The sequence below is a fragment of the Pseudomonas sp. NBRC 111130 genome, assembly GCF_001320485.1.
GTDB classification, from domain to species: Bacteria; Pseudomonadota; Gammaproteobacteria; order Pseudomonadales; family Pseudomonadaceae; genus Aquipseudomonas; species Aquipseudomonas vlassakiae.
Map to the genome: position 1 here is coordinate 21,738 of NZ_BCBG01000006.1, position 18,979 is coordinate 40,716.

General features: G+C 61.3%; 18 protein-coding genes and 1 pseudogene. 5 read left to right on the forward strand and 14 right to left on the reverse strand.

The window, feature by feature from the left end:
- Window positions 1-59: 59 nt before the first annotated feature.
- Window positions 60-512, forward strand: coding sequence for an EVE domain-containing protein (locus APH33_RS03955; RefSeq protein WP_054883899.1), 453 nt, complete (start codon window positions 60-62; stop codon window positions 510-512).
- A 161-nt stretch (window positions 513-673) separates the two neighbouring features.
- Here the strand turns inward: APH33_RS03955 and APH33_RS03960 are convergent, their stop codons facing one another.
- The gene (locus APH33_RS03960; RefSeq protein WP_027920870.1) at window positions 674-1,078 is read right to left on the reverse strand and encodes a flagellar basal body-associated protein FliL; all 405 of its coding nucleotides are present in this window, start codon (window positions 1,076-1,078) and stop codon (window positions 674-676) included.
- 156 nt (window positions 1,079-1,234) lie between these two features.
- On the opposite strand from APH33_RS03960, the gene APH33_RS03965 reads away from it, so the two are divergent.
- Window positions 1,235-2,212, forward strand: coding sequence for an NADPH:quinone oxidoreductase family protein (locus tag APH33_RS03965; RefSeq protein WP_054883900.1), 978 nt, complete (start codon window positions 1,235-1,237; stop codon window positions 2,210-2,212).
- Window positions 2,213-2,299: 87 nt separating this feature from the next.
- Here APH33_RS03965 and APH33_RS03970 read toward each other — a convergent pair whose 3' ends face one another.
- From APH33_RS03970 to trxA, 5 genes are all read right to left on the reverse strand, one after another.
- Window positions 2,300-2,974: a gamma-glutamylcyclotransferase gene (locus APH33_RS03970; RefSeq protein ID WP_054883901.1), complete on the reverse strand. Its 675-nt coding sequence runs from the start codon at window positions 2,972-2,974 to the stop codon at window positions 2,300-2,302.
- Window positions 2,975-3,220: 246 nt separating this feature from the next.
- Window positions 3,221-4,189: a CDP-6-deoxy-delta-3,4-glucoseen reductase gene (locus APH33_RS03975; protein WP_054883902.1), complete on the reverse strand. Its 969-nt coding sequence runs from the start codon at window positions 4,187-4,189 to the stop codon at window positions 3,221-3,223.
- Window positions 4,189-5,655 (reverse strand): 4-hydroxy-3-polyprenylbenzoate decarboxylase, encoded by a 1,467-nt coding sequence (gene ubiD, locus APH33_RS03980; protein WP_054883903.1) that lies wholly within the window; start codon window positions 5,653-5,655, stop codon window positions 4,189-4,191. Before ubiD ends, APH33_RS03975 begins: the two co-directional genes overlap by 1 nt.
- Window positions 5,656-5,778: 123 nt before the next feature.
- Window positions 5,779-7,038, reverse strand: a complete 1,260-nt coding sequence (gene rho, locus APH33_RS03985) for a transcription termination factor Rho (RefSeq protein WP_003253661.1) — start codon at window positions 7,036-7,038, stop codon at window positions 5,779-5,781.
- A gap of 230 nt (window positions 7,039-7,268) precedes the next feature.
- Window positions 7,269-7,598 carry a thioredoxin TrxA gene (gene trxA / locus APH33_RS03990; protein WP_054883904.1) on the reverse strand — a complete coding sequence of 110 codons (330 nt, stop codon included), beginning with the start codon at window positions 7,596-7,598 and terminating at the stop codon, window positions 7,269-7,271.
- 242 nt (window positions 7,599-7,840) lie between these two features.
- Between trxA and ppx the strand changes: the two genes are divergently transcribed.
- Window positions 7,841-9,343 carry an exopolyphosphatase gene (ppx, locus tag APH33_RS03995; RefSeq protein WP_054883905.1) on the forward strand — a complete coding sequence of 501 codons (1,503 nt, stop codon included), beginning with the start codon at window positions 7,841-7,843 and terminating at the stop codon, window positions 9,341-9,343.
- On the opposite strand, the gene ppk1 is transcribed toward ppx, so the two are convergent.
- Window positions 9,330-11,561 (reverse strand): polyphosphate kinase 1, encoded by a 2,232-nt coding sequence (ppk1, locus tag APH33_RS04000; RefSeq protein ID WP_054883906.1) that lies wholly within the window; start codon window positions 11,559-11,561, stop codon window positions 9,330-9,332. The two genes, ppx and ppk1, sit on opposite strands and share 14 nt — an antisense overlap.
- A 213-nt stretch (window positions 11,562-11,774) precedes the next feature.
- On the opposite strand from ppk1, the gene APH33_RS26310 reads away from it, so the two are divergent.
- Entirely contained in the window at window positions 11,775-12,419 is a 645-nt protein-coding gene (locus APH33_RS26310) for a DedA family protein (protein ID WP_177332348.1), read from the forward strand.
- Between the two features lie 501 nt (window positions 12,420-12,920).
- Here APH33_RS26310 and APH33_RS27895 read toward each other — a convergent pair.
- Window positions 12,921-13,547, reverse strand: a pseudogene (locus APH33_RS27895) (sterol desaturase family protein); the annotation flags it as partial.
- Between the two features lie 137 nt (window positions 13,548-13,684).
- On the opposite strand from APH33_RS27895, the gene elbB reads away from it, so the two are divergent.
- On the forward strand, window positions 13,685-14,350 hold the full coding sequence (elbB, locus tag APH33_RS04015) for an isoprenoid biosynthesis glyoxalase ElbB (protein ID WP_054883909.1): 666 nt from the start codon (window positions 13,685-13,687) through the stop codon (window positions 14,348-14,350).
- Here the strand turns inward: elbB and APH33_RS04020 are convergent, their stop codons facing one another.
- The 6 genes from APH33_RS04020 to APH33_RS04045 form a co-directional block, all read right to left on the reverse strand.
- Entirely contained in the window at window positions 14,351-14,803 is a 453-nt protein-coding gene (locus APH33_RS04020) for a YaiI/YqxD family protein (RefSeq protein WP_054883910.1), read from the reverse strand.
- Between the two features lie 116 nt (window positions 14,804-14,919).
- Window positions 14,920-16,860 (reverse strand): FTR1 family protein, encoded by a 1,941-nt coding sequence (locus APH33_RS04025; protein ID WP_054883911.1) that lies wholly within the window; start codon window positions 16,858-16,860, stop codon window positions 14,920-14,922.
- Window positions 16,861-17,080: 220 nt separating this feature from the next.
- Window positions 17,081-17,332 (reverse strand): DUF3077 domain-containing protein, encoded by a 252-nt coding sequence (locus APH33_RS04030; RefSeq protein WP_054883912.1) that lies wholly within the window; start codon window positions 17,330-17,332, stop codon window positions 17,081-17,083.
- A gap of 16 nt (window positions 17,333-17,348) precedes the next feature.
- Entirely contained in the window at window positions 17,349-17,603 is a 255-nt protein-coding gene (locus APH33_RS04035) for a hypothetical protein (RefSeq protein WP_054883913.1), read from the reverse strand.
- A gap of 389 nt (window positions 17,604-17,992) precedes the next feature.
- Window positions 17,993-18,277, reverse strand: coding sequence for a helix-turn-helix domain-containing protein (locus APH33_RS04040; protein ID WP_054883914.1), 285 nt, complete (start codon window positions 18,275-18,277; stop codon window positions 17,993-17,995).
- A 17-nt stretch (window positions 18,278-18,294) separates the two neighbouring features.
- Window positions 18,295-18,621, reverse strand: coding sequence for a type II toxin-antitoxin system RelE/ParE family toxin (locus tag APH33_RS04045; RefSeq protein WP_054883915.1), 327 nt, complete (start codon window positions 18,619-18,621; stop codon window positions 18,295-18,297).
- Between the last annotated feature and the right edge of the window lie 358 nt (window positions 18,622-18,979).

Genomic DNA, 18,979 nt, shown 5'->3' on the forward strand with positions numbered 1-18,979 from the left:
CCAACCGGCTGTCGGTTTCGTGCAACAGGTTATTTCAAACCTTTTCAGGAGCAGTATCCATGGCCTATTGGCTGATGAAATCCGAGCCCGAGGAGCTCTCGATCGAAGACCTTGGCCGGCTGGGCGAGGCGCGCTGGGATGGCGTACGCAACTACCAGGCGCGCAATTTCATACGGGCCATGAGCGTAGGCGACGAGTTTTTCTTCTACCACTCCAGCTGCCCGCAGCCGGGCATTGCCGGTATCGCCCGTATCACCACGGCGGCCTACCCGGACCCGACGGCACTGGACCCGCAAAGCCACTACTTCGACGCCAGGGCCAATGCCGAGAAGAACCCGTGGAGCGCGGTAGATGTGGCCCACGTGAAAACTTTCCGTCAGGTGCTGGGGCTGGGTTTGCTGAAGCAGCAGAGTGCGCTGGCAGAGTTGCCGCTAGTGCAGAAAGGCACTCGGTTGTCGGTGATGCCGGTAACTGAAGAGCAGTGGGCGGCGATCATTGCGCTGGCGCGCTGAGCACGAGCAATCGCGACCAACTGCAGGAGCGGCCTTGTGTCGCGAAAGGGCTGCGCAGCAGCCCCAGGATTTCAGCTTCGCCGCTTAGAATGCCGGGGCTGCTAGGCAGCCCATTCGCGACACAAGGCCGCTCCTGCAGGCTTCAACTTGAGCATGTTGCGTTATTGAACAATCAGGTTATTGAACAGCAGATCCTCGACAATCGGCTTGCCCTCTTCCGACTCCATCACCTGCTGCACCTGCTTCAACGCTTCCTGGCGCAGCTTCTCCTTGGCGTCGACGTTGCTCATGCTGTCCACCGTCTGCTGGGTGAACAGTGCCACCAGCTGGTTGCGGATCAGCGGCTCCTGGTGCTTGACCGCAGCCGCTGCGGCGTCGCCCGTTACGCGCAGGGCCACATCGGCCTTGTACACACGCAGCTTGGGGCTGCCATCGAGGGCGTAGTTGCCGACGAAGGGCGGGCTCAGGGTGATATAGGAAACCTTCGGCTCCCCTTCCTTGGCTTCCTCGGCCATGGCCGCCGCTGGCAGCATCAGCGCCAGTACCATCAAGATCCACGCTTTCACGAATTCGCTCCTCAAAACAATTGGCGCCAGCTTACCCAGCATGCCGTTCAAACCCAAGCCCAGGCTTATGCCAGCACATCAGGGCGGGCCATGCTCGTTGACCCGGCAGACGACCCTCCTACACTTATCGGCCACTACACGCAAAGGAATAGCCCGATGAAAGCTGTGTTGTGCAAAACCCTGGGCCCAGCTCGTGACCTGGTGCTGGAGGACGTGGCCAGTCCGGTACCGAAGAAGAACGAGATCCTGCTCGATGTGCAGGCCGCCGGGGTCAATTTCCCCGACACGCTGATCATCGAAGGCAAATACCAGTTCCAGCCACCCCTGCCTTTTTCACCGGGTGGCGAAGCCGCTGGGGTGATCGCAGCGGTCGGCGAACGGGCTGGGGCCTTCAAAGTCGGCGACCGGGTGATGGCCCTGACCGGCTGGGGAGCATTTGCCGAGCAGGTGGCAGTGCCGTTCTACAACGTGATGCCAATTCCCGAGCGCATGGATTTTGCCACCGCCGCCGCGTTCGGCATGACCTATGGCACCTCGATGCATGCATTGAAGCAGCGCGGCCAGCTGCAGCCCGGCGAAACCCTGCTGGTGCTCGGTGCCTCCGGTGGTGTTGGCTTGGCAGCGGTAGAAATTGGCAAAGCCATGGGCGCAAGAGTGATCGCCGCAGCCAGCAGCGCCGAGAAACTTGCCGTTGCCAAGGCCGCAGGGGCTGACGAAACGATCGACTACAGCCAGGCCAGCCTCAAGGAAGAGATCAAACGCCTGACCGGCGGCCAGGGCGTGGATGTGATCTACGATCCGGTAGGCGGTGAGCTGTTCGACCAGGCCGTGCGCGGACTGGCGTGGCAGGGCCGACTGCTGGTGGTGGGGTTTGCCAGCGGGACGATTCCGCAGATGGCGGCAAACCTGGTGCTGCTCAAGGGGGCCGCGGTGCTTGGGGTGTTCTGGGGGGCCTTTGCCCAGCGCCAGCCCGAGGACAATGCGGCGAACTTCCGGCAGCTGTTTGCCTGGCATGCCGAGGGCAAGTTGAAACCGTTGGTGTCGAAGACTTATCCACTGGCTGAAGCCGGGGCGGCCATTGAAGAACTTGGGCAACGGCGGGCTGTGGGTAAGTTGGTGGTATTGGCCCAGTAAGTGTAGGTCTGGCCTCTTCGCGGGTGAACCCGCTGCCACAGAGACCGCGTAATATAGAAAGATTGCGCAGTGCCTGTGGGAACGGGTTTATCGAGGCGTCGAACCGCCGCGAAGAGGGCCGTGCAGGTTATGGCAGCGCCGGAACCGTGCCTCGAGGTTGCGATCCGGCATCTGATGGCTGCGCAGCGCATTCAGTGTCTGCTCGACATAATCCCGCGTGGTGCCGTAGCGCCCCTTGGCACTGGCCAGAATCTGGCTAAGCAACGTATCGGGCAAGTTGCCTGCATAACACGGCAAGTGCCGCTCCAGTACGAAGCCCAAGGCCTGTACCTTGCTGCCATCATCCAGTCGGCAGCTAAGCCAGTGCGGCCGATACGCCGGATAAGGCATTTCCCGCTGCCACAGGGCCATCAGCGAATCATCGAGGTTGCTGTCTTCAAGTCGGTAGGCAAAACCGCTGCAGGAGCCGCCGCGATCAAGGCCGAACACCAGGCCTGGCGTTTCCGGCGTACCGCGGTGCTCATGCGACCACAGGTACAACCCACGGTGATAACCATGCACTCGCGCCCGTTGGCGCTCCACCGAATTGCATTCCGGGCGCCAGATCAACGAGCCATAGGCAAACAACCAGACAGGGCCACCTTCGTGGCGAGACATGGTCATTTGCATGGAAGTGAGCAATTGCTCACGGGTGAGTTGCTGACCGAAGTCGAGCGCCGGAGGATAGGCAACTTCCCAGGACAAACTTTCAAGTGCCGACATAAGCTGCCGCCATTATTCCCTGTTTACTACGCATAAAGCGGGAGGCGCTGATGACGTGGCCTGTGCGGCCGCGCCAGCGGCGCTTGCAGTAACCATAGGATAGAAATACGCCAATACTCAAGTCCCATGAACAGAGTTTCATGCGCAGTTCCGACGACTGGGAAGTATTGTTTCGATGGCCGCGAAAGTTAATGGCCAAGGCGGTAACAATGACCGCCTTATACCCACTATTTCAAACTTCGGTTATTAAGCGCGTGGTGCGTAGGCAAACACATCGGCGCGCATGCGATGCGCATCCATGCCAGCCTCGACCAAGGCGTCGAGGGTGGCGTAGACCATGTTCGGCGAACCACTGGCATACACATGCACGGTATTGAGGTCTTTCACATCTTCACGCACCGCGTCGTGCAGCATGCCGCAACGCCCTTCCCAGCCACAAAGGTCACTGACCACTTTGTGCAAGAACAGGTTGGGCAAGCGCTCCCATTCAGCCCAATGCTCGATGCTGTAGAAGTCTTCCGGGCGGCGCACGCCCCAGTACAGGTGCACCGGGTGCTTGAAGCCCTGGGCGCGGCAATGTTCGACCAAGCTGTGCATCTGGCCCATGCCGGTGCCAGCGGCAATCAGCACCAGCGGCCCGTCAGGCAGCTCGGCGAGGTGGGTATCGCCGAATGGCATTTCGATACGCGCCATGCGGTCACGCTGCAACTGCGCCAGCAACTGCAGCGCGCTAGCCTCGCGGCCCAGCACATGCAGCTCGAGCTCGCGCCCGGAATGTGGCGCAGAAGCCAGCGAAAAGGCTGCCGGCTTGCCGCCCTCGCGCTCGATCATCAGGTACTGCCCAGCATGGTAACGCGGCGGCTTGCCGGCTGGCGCCAGCAAGCGCACGCGCCAGACGTCGCCACCGACCTCGACGCATTCGCTCAGGCTGCACGCCAGTTTGCGCACGGGCAGCTCGCCCGGGGCCAGCACACCATCCCAGAGCAACACACAGTCCTCCAGCGGCTCGGCAATACAGGTAAACAACTCGCCATGGTCACGGACTTCACCGTCCTGACGCACGCTTCCTTCGACCAACAACGCGGCGCAGACATGGCAATTGCCATTGCGGCAGCTATTCGGGCAGTCATAGCCCAGCCGCCGCGCTCCATCCAGGATCCGTTCCCCGGGTTCAAGCGCCAGCACCGCCCCGGACGGCTGCAACGTTACCTGCATCAATCTATTCCCAACTGATCCCACAGCTCATCGATACGGCGGGTGACGGCCTCGTCCTTGACGATAACCCGGCCCCATTCGCGTGTAGTCTCGCCCGACCACTTGTGCGTGGCGTCCAGGCCCATCTTCGACCCCAGCCCGGATACCGGCGACGCGAAGTCGAGGTAATCGATCGGGGTGTTGTCGATCATCACCGTATCACGCTTGGGGTCCATGCGCGTGGTAATGGCCCAGATCACGTCGTTCCAGTCGCGAGCGTTGATGTCGTCGTCGGTGACGATAACGAACTTGGTGTACATGAACTGTCGCAGGAACGACCACACACCCAGCATCACGCGCTTGGCGTGGCCTGGGTATTGCTTTTTCATGGTCACCACAGCCATGCGGTACGAGCAGCCTTCAGGCGGCAGGTAGAAATCGACGATTTCCGGGAACTGCTTCTGCAGGATCGGCACGAACACTTCGTTCAGTGCCACCCCCAGAATCGCCGGCTCATCCGGCGGCCGGCCCGTGTAGGTGCTGTGGTAGATCGGGTTTTGCCGGTGGGTGATGCGCTCGACGGTGAACACCGGGAAGCTGTCCACCTCGTTGTAATAGCCGGTGTGATCGCCATAAGGGCCTTCCGGGGCCATTTCGCCCGGGTGTATCACGCCTTCGAGGATGATCTCAGCGGTGGCGGGTACCTGCAGGTTGCTGCCACGGCACTTGACCAGCTCAGTACGATTGCCACGCAGCAGGCCGGCAAAGGCGTATTCGGAGAGAGTGTCCGGTACTGGCGTCACGGCGCCAAGGATGGTAGCCGGGTCAGCGCCCAGGGCCACGGCGACCGGGAACGGCTGGCCCGGGTTCTTTTCGCACCACTCACGGTAGTCCAGCGCGCCGCCTCGGTGGCTCAGCCAGCGCATGATCACCTTGTTGCGGCCGATCACCTGCTGGCGGTAGATGCCCAGGTTCTGGCGGTCCTTGTTCGGACCACGCGTCACAGTCAGGCCCCAGGTGATGAGCGGCGCCACGTCGCCCGGCCAGCAGTGCTGGATCGGCAACTGGCCGAGGTCGACATCGTCACCCTCGACGACCACTTCCTGGCACACCGCATCCTTGACCACCTTGGGTGCCATCGACACGACCTTTTTGAAGATCGGCAGCTTGGACCAGGCATCTTTCAGGCCTTTCGGCGGCTCGGGCTCCTTGAGGAAAGCCAGCAGTTTGCCGATCTCGCGCAGTTCGTCGACCGACTCGGCACCCATGCCCATGGCCACGCGCTCTGGCGTGCCGAACAGGTTGCCAAGCACCGGCATATCGAAGCCGGTGGGCTTTTCGAACAACAAAGCCGGGCCCTTGGCGCGCAGGGTGCGGTCGCAGACCTCGGTCATTTCCAGGACTGGGGAAATCGGAACCTGGATGCGCTTGAGTTCACCGCGCTGCTCCAGGCCACGGATGAAGTCGCGCAAATCGCGATACTGCATGCATGAGCCTCGTATTGGCCGTATCGGTCGGGGTGCTGAGTGTAGCGCCGATAGGGCAGCAATAGCCAAAGTACAGATAGCAAAAAGCCGGGTTTCCCCGGCTTTTCGTGTGGTACGACGATCTTACTTGCGCTTCATCGACAAGAAGAACTCGTCGTTGGTCTTGGTCTGCTTGAGCTTGTCGACCAGGAACTCGATGGCGGCGATCTCGTCCATCGGGTGCAGCAGCTTGCGCAGGATCCACATGCGCTGCAGTTCGTCGTCGGCGGTCAGCAACTCTTCGCGGCGGGTACCGGAACGGTTGATGTTGATGGCCGGGAACACACGCTTCTCGGCGATACGACGGTCCAGGGGCAGTTCCATGTTGCCGGTACCCTTGAACTCTTCGTAGATCACTTCGTCCATCTTCGAGCCGGTTTCGACCAGCGCGGTGGCGATGATGGTCAGCGAGCCGCCTTCCTCGATGTTACGCGCGGCGCCGAAGAAACGCTTCGGCTTCTCCAGTGCATGGGCGTCGACACCACCGGTCAGTACCTTGCCGGAGCTCGGGATCACGGTGTTGTAGGCACGGGCCAGACGGGTAATGGAGTCCAGCAGGATGACCACGTCCTTCTTGTGCTCGACCAGGCGCTTGGCCTTCTCGATCACCATCTCGGCAACTTGCACGTGGCGGGTTGGCGGCTCGTCGAAGGTCGAAGCGACCACTTCGCCGCGCACGGTGCGCTGCATTTCGGTCACTTCTTCAGGGCGCTCGTCGATCAGCAGGACGATCAGGTGGCACTCTGGGTTGTTACGGGTGATGTTCGCCGCGATGTTCTGCAGCATGATGGTCTTACCGGCTTTCGGCGGAGCGACGATCAGGCCACGCTGGCCTTTGCCGATCGGGGCGCACAGGTCGATGACGCGACCGGTCAAGTCTTCGGTGGAGCCGTTGCCGGCTTCCATCTTCAGGCGCTTGTTCGGGAACAGCGGCGTCAGGTTTTCGAAGAGGATCTTGTTCTTCGCGTTTTCCGGGCGGTCGAAATTGATGGTGTCGACCTTCAGCAGGGCGAAGTAACGCTCCCCTTCCTTCGGTGGGCGGATCTTGCCGACGATGGTGTCGCCGGTACGCAGGTTGAAACGGCGGATCTGGCTTGGCGAGACGTAGATGTCGTCAGGGCCGGCCAGGTAGGACGCATCAGCCGAACGCAGGAAACCGAAACCATCCTGGAGAATCTCCAGCACGCCGTCACCCGAGATCTCTTCGCCGCTTTTCGCGTGCTTTTTCAGCAGGGCGAAAATCACGTCCTGTTTGCGCGAACGGGCCATGTTTTCGATGCCCATCTGTTCGGCCATTTCCAAAAGATCGGTAATCGGCTTTTGCTTGAGTTCAGTCAGGTTCATAAGGGGAATGACGTAATCATGTAAGAAGGGAGAATTAAGCTTTGGCTTAATGAGGCCGCGCCGCTTGATGGCGACAGGATCGCGTACTGATTCGAATTAGGGATGCTTCGGCGACGGCGTGCAGAGGGCACTGAAGAAGCAGTGCGAGGCCGAATGTAACACTTGCTTTTTTCTGCGTCCAGTGCTCTGAAAAAGAAAAAACCCCGCATTTGCGGGGTTTTTTCTTCACATCACAGGTGGGCGTCGAGGAACGCGGCCAGCTGCGATTTGGACAAAGCGCCGACCTTGGTGGCTTCGACGTTGCCGTTCTTGAACAGCATCAGGGTCGGGATGCCACGCACGCCGTGCTTGGCCGGGGTTTCCTGGTTTTCGTCGATGTTCAGCTTGGCGACGGTCAGTTTGCCCTCATAGGAGGAGGCGATGTCGTCCAGAACCGGAGCGATCATCTTGCATGGACCGCACCATTCAGCCCAGTAGTCGACCAGCACCGGGCCTTGAGCCTGCAGGACTTCGGCATCGAAGGTGGCGTCGGTGACGTGTTTGATCAGATCGCTGCTCATGGATATCTCCAGGGTCGTAAGCAAAAAAACGTGGCCCATGATAGCGGCACCCAGGCCCTACAGGAAGTCACGGACGATTGAGTGTAACTATAGTTGTGCAAGACACCACGAATCCAAACTGTCACACAAGTGTCATAGCATGGAATGGCACATTGCCTTGCATCAAGGCCCGGTGCGGTGCGCGTTGGCGTCAGCCAAGGATCGTGGCACGATTGCCGGGTTACCGACCGAGAACACACAGAATGCCGCATACCTCCGCGAAGAACCTGTCCCTGATCGCCGCCATCGACCTGGGCTCCAACAGCTTCCACATGGTCGTGGCCAAGGCTCACCATACCGAAATCCGCATTCTCGAGCGGCTCGGCGAGAAGGTTCAGCTGGCCGCCGGCATCGACGATGAGCGCAAGCTCAGCGAAGAAGCCATGGAGCGAGGCCTGGAATGCCTCAAGCGTTTTGCCCAACTGATCAACGGCATGCCGGCAGGCTCCGTGCGCATCGTCGGCACCAATGCCTTGCGCGAAGCGCGCAACCGCAACGAATTCATCCAGCGCGCCGAAGCCATTCTCGGCCACCCGGTCGAAGTCATCTCCGGCCGTGAAGAGGCACGCCTGATCTACCTCGGCGTGTCGCACACCCTGGCCGACACGCCCGGCAAGCGCCTGGTCGCCGACATTGGCGGCGGCAGTACCGAGTTCATCATCGGCCAGCGCTTCGAACCGCTGCTGCGCGAAAGCCTGCAAATGGGCTGCGTGAGCTTCACCCAGCGCTACTTCCGCGACGGCAAGATCACCCCGGCGCGCTACGCCCAGGCCTACACCGCCGCACGCCTGGAACTGATGAGCATCGAAAACGCCCTGCATCGCCTGACCTGGGACGAGGCCATCGGCTCGTCCGGCACCATCCGCGCCATCGGCGCCGCAATCAAGGCCGGCGGCCTGGGCAACGGCGAGGTGAATGCCGAGGGCCTGGCCTGGGTCAAGCGCAAGCTGTTCAAGCTCGGCGAGGCCGACAAGATCGATTTCGAAGGCATCAAACCCGACCGGCGGGCCATCTTCCCGGCCGGCCTGGCGATTCTCGAAGCCATTTTCGACGCCCTGGAGCTGCAGCGCATGGACCACTGCGACGGCGCCTTGCGTGAAGGCGTGCTGTTCGACCTGCTCGGCCGCCACCACCACGAGGATGTACGCGAGCGCACCCTCAATTCGCTGATGGAGCGTTATCACGTCGATCAGGGCCAGGCGGCACGCGTCGAACGCAAGGCACTGCACGCCTTCGACCAGGTGGCCAAGGCCTGGAAGCTTGAAGAAGGCAACTGGCGCGACCTGCTGGGCTGGGCGGCGAAAATCCATGAAATCGGCCTGGATATCGCCCATTACCATTATCACAAGCATGGCGCCTACCTGATCGAGCACTCCGACCTGGCGGGGTTTTCTCGCGACGAGCAGCAGATGATGGCGCTGCTGGTGCGCGGCCATCGGCGCAACATCCCCAAGGACAAGTTTTCGGAATTCGGCGACGAAGCCGTGCAGCTGATCCGCCTGTGCGTGCTGCTGCGCTTCGCCATCTTGTTCCACCATATCCGTGGCAACCAGCAGATGCCCAAGGTAGAGCTGCAGGCCGGCGAAGACAGCCTTGAAGTGGTGTTCCCTGAAGGCTGGCTGGAACAGAACCAGCTGACCCAGGCCGACTTCGCCAATGAGGCGGAGTGGCTGGCCCGGGTCGGCTTCGTCCTCAGCGTACGTTGAGGACCGGGTTGCTCAGGCGCTCCAGCAGGGTCGCCTGGGCACTGCGTGGGTTCTGGTTGCCGGTCGGGGTGCTGCGCACGTAGCGCCCGTCAGGCTGCAAGGTCCAGGCGTGGGTGTTGTCGGTCAGGTAGCCTTCCAGCTCCTTTTTCACCCGCAGCAACAACTTCTTGCCCTCGACCGGGAAGCACGTCTCGACGCGCTTGTCGAGGTTGCGTTCCATCCAGTCGGCACTGGACAGGTAGATCTGCTCTTCGCCGCCATTGAGGAAGTAGAACACCCGCGTGTGCTCGAGGAAGCGGCCGATGATCGAGCGCACCTGAATGTTGTGCGAAACCCCCGGAATGCCTGGACGCAGGCAGCACATGCCGCGCACCACCAGGTCGATCTTCACGCCCGACTGGCTGGCCTTGTACAGCGCCTTGATGACCTTGGCGTCGGTCAGCGAGTTGAACTTGGCGATGATGTGCGCGGGCTTGCCTTCCAGGGCGAACTGAGTCTCCCGGGCGATCATGTCGAGCATGCCCTTCTTCAGGGTGAATGGCGCGTGCAGCAGCTTCTTCATGCGCAGGGTCTTGCCCATGCCGATCAGCTGGCTGAACAGCTTGCCGACGTCCTCGGTGAGGGCGTCGTCGGAGGTCAGCAGGCTGTAGTCGGTGTACAGGCGGGCGTTACCGGCGTGGTAGTTGCCGGTACCGAGGTGCGCATAGCGCACGATCTCGCCCTGCTCGCGGCGCAGGATCAGCATCATCTTGGCGTGGGTCTTGAACCCGACCACACCGTAGATCACCACCGCACCGGCAGCCTGCAGGCGGCTGGCCATCTGCAGGTTGGACTCTTCGTCGAAGCGCGCGCGCAATTCGATCACCGCAGTGACCTCCTTGCCGTTACGCGCCGCATCCACCAAGGCGTCGACGATTTCCGAGTTGGCCCCTGAACGGTACAGGGTCTGGCGCACGGCGAGCACGTGCGGGTCCTTGGCGGCCTGGCGCAGCAGGTCGATCACCGGGGTGAAGGACTCGAACGGGTGCATCAGCAGGATGTCCTGCTTGCCGATCACGCTGAAGATGTTGTCCGCGTTCTGCAGCAGCTTGGGGATCGCCGGGGTGAATGGCGTGTACTGCAGCTCCGGGTGGCTGTCGAGGCCGGTGATGCTGAACAGGCGGGTCAGGTTGACCGGGCCGTTGACCTGGTAGAGCTCGCTCTCGCTCAGGCTGAATTGCTTGAGCAGGTAGTCCGACAGGTGTTTAGGGCAAGTGTCGGCAACTTCCAGTCGCACGGCATCGCCGTAGCGGCGCGAGAACAGCTCACCGCGCAGCGCACGGGCAAGGTCGTCGACCTCTTCGGAGTCCAGCGCCAGGTCGGCGTTGCGGGTCAGGCGGAACTGGTAGCAACCCTTCACCTTCATGCCCTGGAACAGGTCATCGGCGTGGGCATGGATCATCGACGACAGGAAGACATAGTTATCGCCTGGGCCGCCAACCTCCTCCGGCACACGAATCACGCGCGGCAGCAGGCGTGGCGCCGGGATGATCGCCAGGCCGGAATCGCGGCCGAAGGCGTCGACCCCTTCGAGCTCGACGATGAAGTTCAGGCTCTTGTTCACCAGCAGCGGGAACGGGTGGGTCGGGTCAAGGCCGATCGGGGTGATGATCGGCGCGATCTCGTCGCGGAAGTAACGGCGCACCCAGGACTTGAGCTTGGGTGTCCAGTAGCGGCGACGAATGAAGCGGATGGCGTGCTTTTCCAGCTCCGGCAGCAGCACATCGTTGAGGATCGCGTACTGGCGCTCCACCTCGATGTGCACCAGCTCACTGATGCGTGCCAGCGCCTGATGCGGCTGCAGCCCATCGGCGCCGGCCAGTTCGCGGGCGAAGTTGATCTGTTTCTTCAGGCCGGCGACGCGAATCTCGAAGAACTCGTCGAGGTTGCTGGAAAAGATCAGCAGGAATTTGAGGCGCTCGAGCAGCGGGTACGATTCGTCCAGCGCCTGCTCCAGCACACGGATGTTGAATTGCAGCTGGGAAAGTTCGCGATGAATGTACAGGCTGCTGTCGTCCAGGCTCGGGACGGCAATGGCCGGCGTCGGCGCAGGGGCCGGAGCGGCGACTTCGACCACCGGCTCGACGACCTCGGGCAGGTCTGGCGGGGTCTGTACCATCTGTTCGGGGACTGCCTGGGCGTCCTTGATCGCGACAGGGGTTAGCACTTCATTATTCATCTGACGTTCCTGAGGACGTTAACGCCCTATGATCAATTGAGCGGCAAGATAAGCGCCCATTATGACGGCTGTGTTACCGCTTCGCGCAAGCCGCGACTTAAGGCTGCCGGTATTGTCCGTGTAGGAATTGTTCACGTCGAGACACATTTGGACACTTTCACGAATGCGCGCGAAGGGGTAGGCTGCGCGTTCATTTCGCCAGCACCTCAGAAAATGCTCCAACAATTCCTGCAGGATTTCGGCTACTTTGCCCTTTTTCTAGGCACCTTCTTCGAAGGCGAGACCATTCTGGTACTTGCGGGATTCCTTGCGTTCCGCGAATACATGGACATCAAGCTGGTGGTTCTGGTGGCCTTCTGTGGCAGCTACGCTGGCGACCAGCTGTGGTACTTCATGGGCCGACGCCACGGGCGCAAGATCCTTGCGCGCAAGCCGCGCTGGCAGGCCATGGGTGACCGCGCGCTGGAGCATATCCGCCGCCACCCCGACATCTGGGTGCTGAGCTTCCGCTTCGTCTACGGCTTGCGCACGGTGATGCCGATCGCCATCGGCCTGTCTGGCTACTCGCCGCGTCGCTACCTGCTGCTCAACGGCATCGGCGCCGCCGTCTGGGCCCTGGTATTGGGCCTGGCGGCCTATCACTTCGGCGCTATCCTCGAAGGCATGCTGGGCAGCATCAAGAAGTACGAGCTATGGGTGCTCGGCGGCCTGTTGCTGCTGGGTGGCCTGCTCTGGCTGCGCCGGCGTTTTCGTACCCTGCGTGCCGAACGCCGCGCGGCGGCAGAAGAACAGCCCGCCAACGCTGAACAGCAGGTAAACACCGAGAAGCAGCCAGAACACGGGCACGACCACCGCTAAGCCGAGCGTGCCGGCCAGGTACAGCGCCGGCACCAGCGTCAGCAGGCGCGCCAGTTCCAGGCGCACCGCCCACGGCCGGTTTTCCAGGGCCGCACCCAGCACGAACAAGCCAAACGCCATCAGCGACCAACCCAGCACCAGCGCGGCGCTTGGCACACGTTCGGCCACGTCCATCAGATAACTGCCCAACGCGATGTAGACCGCGAACTGCACCGCCACGTACACCTGCCACGCCCGGCCCAGGGCAATCTCGAATTTGCGGAACAACGCCAGGTTCTGCTTCGCCTGTGGATAAGCTGCCGCGACATCGGCCGGGCGCCAGCCAGTGGGCATGAACCAGATGCGCAGCTTGTCCTTCCAGCTGCGCGTGCGGCGGGCATCGCTGTAAAGCTGGGCGTAGAACTGCAGGTTGGCCCACAGCGGATTCCAGCTGGCCAAGGGCGTGGTCACACCGAACACCACCGGCTCGGCCGGGTCTTCCTCCCTGAAAGTGCCGAACAGACGGTCCCAGACAATGAACACGCCGCCGTAGTTGCGATCCAAGTAAACAGGATTCTGCGCATGGTGGACGCGATGGTTGGAGGGCGTGATCAACACCCACTCGAGCCAGCCAAGCTTGGGGATATGCCGGGTATGTACCCAGAACTGATACAGCAGGTTCAGCGACGCCACGGTGATGAACACCACGGGCGGCACGCCGATCAGCGCCAGCGGCAAGTAGAAGATCCACGAGAAGATGAAGCCGCTGCTGGTCTGGCGCAGGGCGGTGGTGAGGTTGTATTCCTCACTCTGGTGATGAACCGAGTGCGCCGCCCACAGGACGTTGCGCTCGTGCCCCAGACGGTGCAGCCAGTAGTAGCACAGGTCGTACAGCACGAAAGCAAGCAGCCAGACCCACATGGCATTCGACGGCAGACGCAGCAGCGCAAGGTGCTCCCAGGCCAGCGCATAGCTCAGCAGCCCGACCCCTTTGGTCAACAGGCCGGTGCTGGTGGACAGCGCGCCGGTGCTCAGGCTGTTGATCGAATCGGCAAGGGTGAAGTTGCGTTGGCCGCGCACGCGGTCGGCAATCAGCTCCACAGCGATCAGCACGAAGAAGAACGGCACGGCCAGCAGAATCAGGTCCATGGGCAACGCTCGATAGGGTTATCCACAGAGATTAGGATGCGCCCGGCGTAATCCCTATGGCCACATCTGCCAAACTAGACGACATTTAGCGCCTCGAAAATGGAGTCATTTAGCGCCTCGAAAATGGAGTAATGAGCATGACCAAGAAAGTAGCGGTGATTCTTTCCGGCTGTGGTGTGTACGACGGCGCGGAAATCCACGAAAGCGTGATCACCCTGCTGCGCCTGGACCAGCGCGGCGCACAGGTGCAGTGCTTTGCGCCGAACATTGCGCAGATGCACGTGATCGACCACCTGACCGGTCAGGAAATGCCCGAGTCACGCAATGTGCTGACCGAGTCGGCGCGAATCGCCCGTGGCGAAGTGAAGGACCTCCGTGAGGCAAAGGCCGAGGATTTCGATGCGTTGATCGTGCCCGGTGGTTTCGGCGCGGCGAAGAACCTGTCCAACTTTGCCGTGGAAGGCACCGAATGCACGGTAAACCCGGACGTGCTGAGCCTGGCCGAAGCCTTTGCCGAAGCCTGCAAGCCGATCGGCCTGATCTGCATCTCGCCGGCGCTGGCGGCGAAGATCTATGGCCCGGGCGTGGTCTGCACCATCGGCAATGACGCAGGTACCGCGGCGGCGGTGGAAAAGATGGGCGGCAAGCACGAAGTGTGTGATGTGCATGACATCGTCGAAGACACCCAGCGCAAGCTGGTGACCACCCCGGCCTACATGGTGGCCAAGTCGATCAGTGAAGCCGCCAGTGGCATCTACAAACTGGTGGACCGGGTGCTGGAGCTGACACACGAAGGGGAGTGATCAGCCCTTGCCCAGGCGGGTGAGGATACGGTCCAGAGCATTGGCGAACGCCTGCTTCTCGCGGTCGCCATAGGGCGCCTGCCCGCCTCCGACCTGGCCCTGTTCACGCAGCTCGGTGAACAGGTTGCGCACCGCCAGGCGCTCACCCATGTTGCGTTCGTCGAACTCACGGCCACGCGGATCCAGCGCGGCCACGCCCTTCTTGATCAGGCGGTCGGCCAGCGGTACGTCGCTGCAGATCACCAGCTCGCCAGGCACAGCGTGCTCGACCAGGTAATCGTCGGCCGCGTCCATGCCGCTGGGCACCACGATCAGGCGGACGATCGAGAACGCCGGTTTGGCAACGGCCTGGCCAGCCACCATGACCACCTCGAGCTGGCGCTTGAGGGCGAATTTGACGATCAGGTCCTTGGCTGCCTTGGGGCAGGCGTCGGCGTCGATCCAGATGCGCATTGAGCTAAATCTCTATTTTCCTGCACTGGCCTCTTCGCGGGCACGCCCGCTCCCACAGGGGCAGCACGAGGCCTGTGGGAGCGGGCTTGCCCGCGAAGAGGCCAGCAGCATCAACCTTAAACGGCAGCCCGGCGCTTGTCGGCCAGGCGACTACGCCCATACAACACCAGAATCGCCAGCAGCGCCACCGCCTGCGCACTCAGCGAATACACATCGGGGTGAATCCCCAGCCAGTCGAACTCGAAGAACGCCATCGGCCGCGTACCCAGCACACCCGCCTCCTGCAGCGCCTTCACGCCATGCCCGGCGAACACGACCGACAGGGCACACAGCAGCCCGGCGTTGATGCTGAAGAACAGCGACAGTGGCAGCTTGGCCGACCCGCGCAGGATCACCCAAGCCAGGCCCACCAGCAGCACCAGCGCAGTGGCCCCTCCGGCGAGCACCGCCTGGTGACCCGCCGGGCCAGCCTGCAGCCACAGGGTTTCGTAGAACAGGATCACTTCGAACAGCTCACGGTACACCGAGAAGAACGCCAGCACGGCAAAGCCGAAGCGCCCGCCGCCACTGACCAGGCTGCTCTTGATGTAGTCCTGCCAGGCAGCCGCATGACGTCGGTCGTGCATCCACACGCCCAACCACAGCACCATCACGCTGGCAAACAAGGCCGTACTGCCTTCCAGCAGCTCACGCTGGGCACCGCCGACGTCGATCACATAGGCCGCCACGGCCCAGGTGGCAAAGCCTGCGACAAGCGCCAGGCCCCAGCCGATGTTGACGCTGCGCATGGCCGATTGCTGGCCGGTGTTGCGCAGGAAGGCCAGGATCGCCGCCAGAACCAGAATGGCTTCAAGACCTTCGCGCAGCAGGATGAGCAGGCCGGAGATGTAGCTCAGCGACCAGCTCAGGCCATCGCTGCCCAGCAGCTTGGCGGCCTGGTCGAGCTTGGTTTTCGCTTCGGCCAGACGCTGTTCAGCCTGGGCGACTGACAGGCCATCCTGCAGCGACTGACGGTAAGCCATCAGCGTCTTTTCAGTGCTCTTGCGCGCTACGGTATCGATGTTGTCCAGCGAGCTTTCAACCAGTTCGAAGCCTTCCAGATAAGCCGCTACCGACAGGTCGTAGGCCTGATCACGATCGCCTGCACGGTAAGCCGCCAAGCTCTTGTCCAGCGTGCTGGCAGTGTAAGCGAGCAACTGCGACGGGCCGCGCTTGACCTGCGGCGGCTGGGCACGCTGAGCGCGGAACGCCTCGACCGACGCAGCGCCTTCGTTGGCGGCGACTTCGGCCGGGGTCTGGCGGGCCAGATCAGCGATGTTCCAGGTCTTGTCGCCCTTGGCGGCTTCCGGCTTGGCCGTAAAACTGGCGACGTAGGCGGCCACGTCCCAGCGCTGGCGCTCATCCAGCTGATCGGCGAAGGACGGCATTTCTGTGCCGTCGATCCCCAGCGCCAGGGTGTTGTAAAGGTCGAACAGGCTCAACTGGTCGAGGCGTGCGGTGTCCCGCAGGTTGGCCGGTGCGGGTTCCAGGCCCACACCTGCCGGGCCATCACCGGCGCCGGTATCACCGTGGCAGATCGAGCAGTTCTGTGCATACAGCGACGCACCTCGGGCGGGGTCCGGGGTGATTACCGGGGCCTGGCTGACCTCGTAGGCCACCGCCAGGCGCGCACCCAACTGGCGGGCCTGCTTGGCTACCGCAGCGCCGTCCTGGCGCTGGTCGATGGCCTGGCGCAGCGCTTGCACGCCCTGCTGAAGCCCGGCTTGTTCGGCGTTGGCCGGCAGGCCTTTGACCAGGTCGGCCAGAACCGTGCTGAATTCCTGCTGCTCGCGGTATTCGCCGTCGTCGATGACCGTGCCGTTTTCCACGGTTGGCGGATAGTCGGCACCAATGTAGTCCAGTAAATGCAGGGCCTTGGCGGCCTCAGCGGGCGCTTCGGCCTGCGCCAGGGAACTGCACAGCGCCAGCAGCGGGCCGAGCAGTACAGCTGGCAACCAGGCGAGCAGACGGGAACGGGTTTTCATGGCCAGTCTCGGAGGGAATGCGAAAGAGAACATTGTTCACTTCCACTTTGCTTCGCTCAAGGGCTGGGGGTGGATTTCATGAAATATCTTGAGACTAATCAGATGAAGTGGGGAAAGGGATGACAGCCGGGCAATGCGTTCAATTCTCTTCAAAGAAGCGCGATCCCTGTGGGAGCGGGTTTACCCGCGAAGAAGTCGACGCGGTCTACGCGGGCAAGCCCAATCCCTGTAGCGATGCAAAAGGTTGTGAAGCCTATTGATGTACCTTGTTCAGCCCGCGTTCCATATCATCAATCAGGGCCTTGGCCATCTCGCTGAGAATCCGCGCCGCACTTCCAGCCACGCGGTCATTCTCCATTTCCGCTTCGGTGGTCAGGTGGCGGATGCAGCCGAGCAACACCGAAAGCTGCGAGAACGCATGGTCAAAGGGCACGTTGGGCTTGAGGCTGAACAGATCGAAGGTCTCAATGCCTGCTGTTACTGCATCTTGTGGATAAGTGCTCATCCTGTCGCTCCTTGCTTTAGATGGGGAGGTCCGAATGGTCGGCCAAGGCAGAAACCATTCGGCATAGCAGACGGATGTTCATGGCCATGGCATCGCGTTGTGGGCCTGGTTCGCTGTCCAGCAGGACGCTGTAGGTTTGCTGCACGGTAAGGGTCAAAGCATGGACCAGCGAGTCGCATTGTTCGGTGCTGGGCGGGGTGATGAACGAGAAGCCAGGGATGTCGAGTTGAGGCATAGAGGATGAAGGTGGGTCGGGTACGAGCTTTTTCATGTCGGAACTCCGTATGAGAGATGGAACTGCTCTCCTCTTCGTCTCACGGAATTGGGTGGCAGTCGTGCACGGTGTGAGACCCGGGACATACGGTAACCCCGGCCAGGCCAAAGCCTGTCCGCACACGACCGCCATGAAGCGGTGCTACCGAATGTAAACCGGGTGTCTCACGCCCGATCGCCTTGCGAGGCGACCCAGGGACAGTAGTCCGGGAGCACTTCCCAGCCAAGACAGCACCTTCCGACAGGTGCCGTAGGATAATTCGACATGGAACCCGAATTGAAGCATTTGGTTTCAGGTTCGGAAATATCTGACAGCGCAGGTAGACTGGCCAGCGCTAACAATGCTGGCCAGCGCAAGGCCAACCCGAAGCGAATCACTTGCCCGAACTATGCTGCCTTCCCTTTCACCGTGAAATCTACTTCCAGATCAGCATTGGCCAGCAGGTTTACCAGGGCATCCAGTGAAAATTTATCAATCTTGCCATTGAGCAACTCGCTCAAGCGCGGTTGAGTCACTCGCAACCGCTTTGCTGCATCTTTCTGCGGAAGATCCCAGGCTCGCACAGCCTTGGTCAATTCGCGCATCAGCTTCGAACGCAGCCGGAGGTTCTCGGCCTCTTCAGGCGAATCAACCAACACGTCCCAAACCGAGGTAGATCGCTCGTTTGCCATTGTTGAATCTCTCCGTTTTAACTCAGCGACTTGAACCGGGCTCTTGCCAAGTCGATGTCGCGTCTTTCAGTCTTCTCAGTAGTCTTGCGAAACGCATGCAGGACATAGATGGCTTCAGGGCGGCTAATGACATAAAAAACGCGAAAAGCGCCGTCTTTGCATTTGATGCGAATCTCCCGTACGCCTTGTCCTACCGTTTCCACAGGCTTCCAGTCCGCAGGCTCCTCGCCTGCCTGAATCAAATCCAGTTGGTACCCAGCTCGCTGTCTAGCTACCAGCGGAAAACTGCGTACGTCCTCTTTACTGCTGCCCACCCACTCGATGGGTTTCTCATCGACCCGCATGCAGATCCCCCTATTCCGTCGATCCAGACGCTTGATGTGCAATTCATGACTCGCCCTTTCCAAGGCACTGAATCACACTGCTCCATCCGTCCGTCTCACAAGGCTTGGCTGAACATGCAGGAAGCTGCAGATCAAAAAATATATCCATATCGATATAAATTCAAGCCAGGGAACTGCACCCGGACCAATGCGTGCGGCGCAGGAAGTAAACAGAAGGAATGAATTGCGAAAGGGTCAATGCCTTTGGAAAGGAGACCCGAGGACATTATTCCGGGAAGACTTTTCAGCCAAGACAGCTGTTTCCGACAGGCCCTGTAGGATAGTTCGGAGGGAGATCAAGACTGAGGGATTTGATTCA